The organism is Bradyrhizobium sp., assembly GCF_049512235.1.
Taxonomy (GTDB): Bacteria; Pseudomonadota; Alphaproteobacteria; order Rhizobiales; family Xanthobacteraceae; genus Bradyrhizobium.
Window position 1 is genome coordinate 1 of the sequence record NZ_JBEKXH010000469.1, and the last position, 5,062, is coordinate 5,062.

At 62.1% G+C, this 5,062-nt stretch carries 5 protein-coding genes; 4 read left to right on the plus strand and 1 reads right to left on the minus strand.

Annotated features, from left to right (window positions below):
* Positions 1 to 31: 31 nt before the first annotated feature.
* The 4 genes from fba to cbbX all read left to right on the plus strand — a co-directional run bounded on the left by fba (position 32) and on the right by cbbX (position 4,019).
* Positions 32 to 1,117, plus strand: coding sequence for a class II fructose-bisphosphate aldolase (fba, locus tag ABSG20_RS29615; RefSeq protein WP_423868011.1), 1,086 nt, complete (start codon positions 32 to 34; stop codon positions 1,115 to 1,117).
* 72 nt (positions 1,118 to 1,189) lie between these two features.
* Positions 1,190 to 2,650 carry a form I ribulose bisphosphate carboxylase large subunit gene (locus tag ABSG20_RS29620; protein ID WP_423868012.1) on the plus strand — a complete coding sequence of 487 codons (1,461 nt, stop codon included), beginning with the start codon at positions 1,190 to 1,192 and terminating at the stop codon, positions 2,648 to 2,650.
* A gap of 11 nt (positions 2,651 to 2,661) precedes the next feature.
* On the plus strand, positions 2,662 to 3,090 hold the full coding sequence (locus ABSG20_RS29625; protein WP_423868013.1) for a ribulose bisphosphate carboxylase small subunit: 429 nt from the start codon (positions 2,662 to 2,664) through the stop codon (positions 3,088 to 3,090).
* Positions 3,087 to 4,019, plus strand: coding sequence for a CbbX protein (gene cbbX, locus ABSG20_RS29630; RefSeq protein ID WP_423868014.1), 933 nt, complete (start codon positions 3,087 to 3,089; stop codon positions 4,017 to 4,019). Before ABSG20_RS29625 ends, cbbX begins: the two co-directional genes overlap by 4 nt.
* 547 nt (positions 4,020 to 4,566) lie before the next feature.
* Here the strand turns inward: cbbX and ABSG20_RS29635 are convergent.
* Positions 4,567 to 4,965, minus strand: a complete 399-nt coding sequence (locus ABSG20_RS29635) for a type II toxin-antitoxin system HicB family antitoxin (RefSeq protein ID WP_423868015.1) — start codon at positions 4,963 to 4,965, stop codon at positions 4,567 to 4,569.
* Positions 4,966 to 5,062 lie beyond the last annotated feature (97 nt).

The following is a 5,062-nucleotide window of genomic DNA, read 5'->3' on the forward strand; positions in this document are numbered from 1 at the left end:
CGGCACAGCCGACAACGATAGGGAGAGATCGATGGCACGCATTACCCTGAGGCAATTGCTGGACCATGCCGCCGAGCATGACTACGGCGTGCCGGCCTTCAACATCAACAACATGGAGCAGGGGCTCGCGATCATGGACGCGGCGGCTTCCGTCGATGCGCCCGTCATCATCCAGGCCTCGCGCGGCGCCCGCTCCTACGCCAACGACATCATGCTGGCGAAGATGATCGACGCGCTGGAAGAGATGTATCCCCAGATTCCGCTGTGCATGCACCAGGACCACGGCAACGAGGAGGCGACCTGCGCCACCGCGCTTCAGCACGGCTTTACCTCGGTCATGATGGACGGATCGCTCAAGGCCGACGCCAAGACGGCGGCGGACTACGGCTACAACGTCGATATTACACGCCGCGTGGTCGAGATGGCGCACTGGATCGGCGCCTCGGTGGAAGGCGAACTCGGCGTGCTCGGCTCGCTCGAGCATGGCGGCGGCGATCAGGAGGATGGCCACGGCGTCGAAGGCAAGGTCAGCCAAGACCAGTTGCTGACCGACCCCGACCAGGCCGTCGATTTCGTCCGCGCCACCAAGGTCGACGCGCTGGCGATCGCGATGGGCACCTCGCACGGCGCCTACAAGTTCTCGCGCCAGCCCGACGGCGATATCCTCGCCATGACCGTGGTCGAGGAAATCCACCGCCGGCTGCCAAATACGCATCTGGTGATGCATGGTTCTTCTTCGGTGCCGCAGCCGCTGCAGGACATCTTCAATCAATTCGGCGGCGAGATGCCGCAGACCTGGGGCGTACCGGTCGAGGAGATCGTTCGCGGCATCAGGCACGGCGTCCGCAAGGTCAATATCGACACCGATTGCCGGCTGGCGATGACCGCGGCCTTCCGCAAGGTCGCAAGCCAGCACAGAAGCGAATTCGATCCGCGCAAATTCCTGAAGCCCGCGATGGACGCGATGCGCGACCTGTGCCGCGAGCGATTTGAGCAGTTCGGCACCGCGGGCCACGCCTCCGGGATCAAGGTGGTCCCGCTGTCGGAAATGGCGCGGCGCTATCGCTCCGGCGCGCTCGACCCGCGTCTTGGCGACATCGCGGTCGCCGCCGAGTAACCAGAACAGCCTGAACGAGAAGAGATCTGAAAGTCCGGGCGAGCCGGTCGCCCATTCTGCAAGGAGAAACCCATGAACGAACAATCGATGACCATCCGAGGCAAGGATCGTTACAGGTCCGGCGTCATGGAATACAAGAAAATGGGTTACTGGGAGCCCGATTACCAGCCCAAGGACACCGACATCATCTCGTTGTTCCGGGTGACGCCGCAGGACGGCGTCGATCCGATCGAGGCTGCGGCCGCGGTGGCCGGGGAATCCTCGACCGCGACCTGGACCGTGGTGTGGACCGACCGGCTGACGGCTGCGGAAAAATACCGCGCCAAATGCTACCGCGTCGATCCCGTGCCCAATTCGCCGGGGCAATATTTCGCCTATATCGCCTATGACCTCGATCTGTTCGAGAACGGCTCGATCGCCAATCTCACGGCTTCCATCATCGGCAATGTGTTCGGCTTCAAGCCGCTGAAGGCGCTGCGGCTCGAGGACATGCGGCTGCCGGTGGCCTATGTGAAGACCTTTCAGGGCCCGGCGACCGGCATCGTGGTCGAGCGCGAGCGTTTGGACAAGTTCGGCCGTCCCCTGCTCGGCGCCACCGTGAAGCCGAAGCTCGGCCTGTCCGGCCGCAATTACGGCCGCGTGGTCTACGAGGCGCTGAAGGGCGGGCTCGACTTCACCAAGGATGACGAGAACATCAACTCGCAGCCCTTCATGCACTGGCGCGAGCGCTATCTCTATTGCATGGAATCCGTCAACAAGGCGCAGGCGGCCACCGGCGAAATCAAGGGCACCTATCTCAACGTCACCGCCGGCACCATGGAAGAGATGTATGAGCGTGCCGAATTCGCCAGGGAACTCGGCTCGGTCATCATCATGATCGATCTCGTGATCGGCTACACCGCGATCCAGTCGATGGCCAAATGGGCGCGCAGGAACGACATGATCCTGCATCTGCACCGCGCCGGCCATGGCACCTATACCAGGCAGCGCAACCATGGCGTTTCGTTCCGCGTGATCGCGAAATGGATGCGGCTTGCCGGCGTCGATCACATCCATGCCGGCACCGTGGTCGGCAAGCTCGAGGGCGACCCCGCCACCACGCGCGGCTACTACGATATCTGCCGCGAGGACTTCAATCCGATGCAGCTCGAACATGGGGTGTTCTTCGATCAGCCCTGGGCCAGCCTCAACAAGCTGATGCCGGTGGCCTCCGGCGGCATTCATGCCGGCCAGATGCATCAGCTGCTCGACCATCTCGGCGAGGACGTGGTGCTGCAGTTCGGCGGCGGCACCATCGGTCATCCCATGGGCATCCAGGCCGGCGCCACCGCCAACCGGGTGGCGCTGGAGGCGATGATTCTCGCGCGCAATGAAGGCCGCGACTATCTGCACGAAGGGCCGGAGATCCTGGCCAAGGCGGCGCAGACCTGCACGCCGCTGAAATCGGCGCTGGAGGTCTGGAAGGATGTCTCCTTCAACTATGAATCCACCGACATGCCCGACTACGCGCCCACCGCCAGCGTCTCGATGTAAGGAATATGACCATGCGCATTACCCAAGGCTGTTTTTCGTTCCTGCCCGATCTCACCGACGAGCAGATCACGCGCCAGGTGCAGTATGCCCTCGAAAAGGGCTGGGCGGTGAACCTCGAATTCACCGACGATCCGCATCCCCGCAATAATCTCTGGGAGATGTGGGGGCTGCCGATGTTCGATCTGCGCGACGCCGCCGGCGTGCTGATGGAACTGAACGAATGCCGCAAGGTCTATGGCGACCGCTACATCAGGCTGTCGGCGTTCGATTCCAGCCACGGCTGGGAATCGGTGCGGCTGTCCTTCATCGTCAACCGGCCGAAACACGAGCCCGGTTTTGCCCTTGAACGCCATGAGGGCGTCGGCCGCAACATCCGCTACACCACGAAATCCTATGCCGTCGACAATAGCCCCGAGGGCACACGCTACGGTGCAAAATGAACTCTGTTGGTCCAGTTGCGGCCGTACCAGGCGCAAGCGAACCCGCCCCGGTCGAGCGGGTCGACCTGCGCCGCGAGTTTAATGAAGTCGGCATCGGCGAGGTGCTCGATCAGCTCGATCGCGAACTGATCGGGCTGAAGCCGGTCAAGACGCGGATTCGCGAGATCGCCTCGCTGCTCCTGATCGAACGCATCCGCAAGCGCATGAACCTGACCTCGGAAGTGCCGACCTTGCACATGTCGTTCACCGGCAATCCCGGCACCGGCAAGACCACGGTGGCGCTGCGGATCGCCAGCATCCTGCACAAATTGGGCTTCGTGCGCCGCGGCCAGGTGATCTCGGTCACCCGCGACGAACTGGTCGGCCAGTACATCGGCCACACCGCGCCCAAAACCAAGGAAATCCTGAAAAAGGCGATGGGCGGCGTGTTGTTCATCGACGAGGCCTATTACCTGCATCGGCCCGACAACGAGCGCGACTACGGCCAGGAGGCGATCGAGATCCTGCTGCAGGTGATGGAATCGCAGCGCGAGGACCTGGTGGTGATCCTGGCCGGCTATGGCGACCGCATGGACAAGTTCTTCGCCAGCAATCCCGGCTTCCGCTCCCGCATCGCCCACCACATCGACTTTCCGGATTATTCCGACGACGAGTTACTTTCGATCGCGGAATTGATGCTGCACGACATGAACTACAAGTTCTCGGCCGACGCGCGCGCGGCCTTCACCCGCTATATCGCGCTGCGCAAGGCCCAGCCCTTGTTCTCCAACGCCCGCTCGATCCGCAACGCGCTCGACCGCATGCGGCTGCGCCAGGCCAACCGCCTGGTCGCCGATCTCGACCGCGTGCTGACCGCCGACGACATCATGTCGCTGGAGGCGGTCGATGTGCTGGCGAGCCGGGTGTTCGCGAATGGTAGAGGCGGGTAACTGGCCTTGCCAAAGCACGCAATCTAATGAATTCGTCGGGGATCCGGCGCACAGCAACTTCCATCGCCACTAGACGGAAGCAACTTCCGACCAGACGACCGATTCCATGAAGCTGATCACGTGTAGGATGGGTAGAGTGACCAGATCGGACGCATGTCCGAACTGGTCGCGAAACCCATCGCAGCGGCGGAATTGGTCGGTTTCGCGAAGAGCTCAACCCACCCTACGACTGCGGACAGACGTCAAAATAACCGCCTCGGATTTCGTAGGCAGTCCGTCCATGGGTCGGCGCCACCGGTGGGCAACTCAGCGTGAGGTCACAAGCTCCCCTCCCCCCACGCGCGTTGCGCGTGGTGGGGAGGGGTCGGGGGTGGGGGGTGGCGCGGCGTTCACCGAAGCAGCGGTTGCTGCCGATAGACCCCCCACCCCCGACCCCTCCCCACCGCTTCGCGGGGGGAGGGGAGAACCAGATCCGATTCAATAGTTTTGACGGCTGGCCCAAAAGTGACTGAGTGAAGAGCATCGTCCTTGCGTTGAACAGCCAGCGTCAAGCCGCCTCAACCATCGCCTTCTTGGCGGCCTGGGCCAGGAAGCCGGATCGGGAAAGGCCGTGAGCTTCGGCATATCTGTCGATCTGTTCCAGAATATCGCTGGGCAACGTCACATTCACCCGCATCACTTTCGGCGCTTCTGTTTTGACAGCAATCAAGATGGCAACACCGGATCGATTGTCCGGATCGGCCATGATGTCTTCGAGGCTGGACGGCCCGGGAATGGCTTCGCCGTCCTCCACCATGCCTTCGATATGAAAGGCCAACGCTTCCTCGGCCATGGCTCGGGCGTCATCGAGATCGATTCCAGCCGTGGCAACGCCCGGAAAATCCGGAAATGAAACGCCGAAATGACTCTCGGCGTCCTTATGGATAAGACCGATATATCGGGCCATTGCGCTCACCTCAGTTTCAGACCTTTAATATAGTCAATCCAACGTTCGATGGAATGTCGATGGGATGATCGATCGAGAAGAAGAGGGCGATCACGAG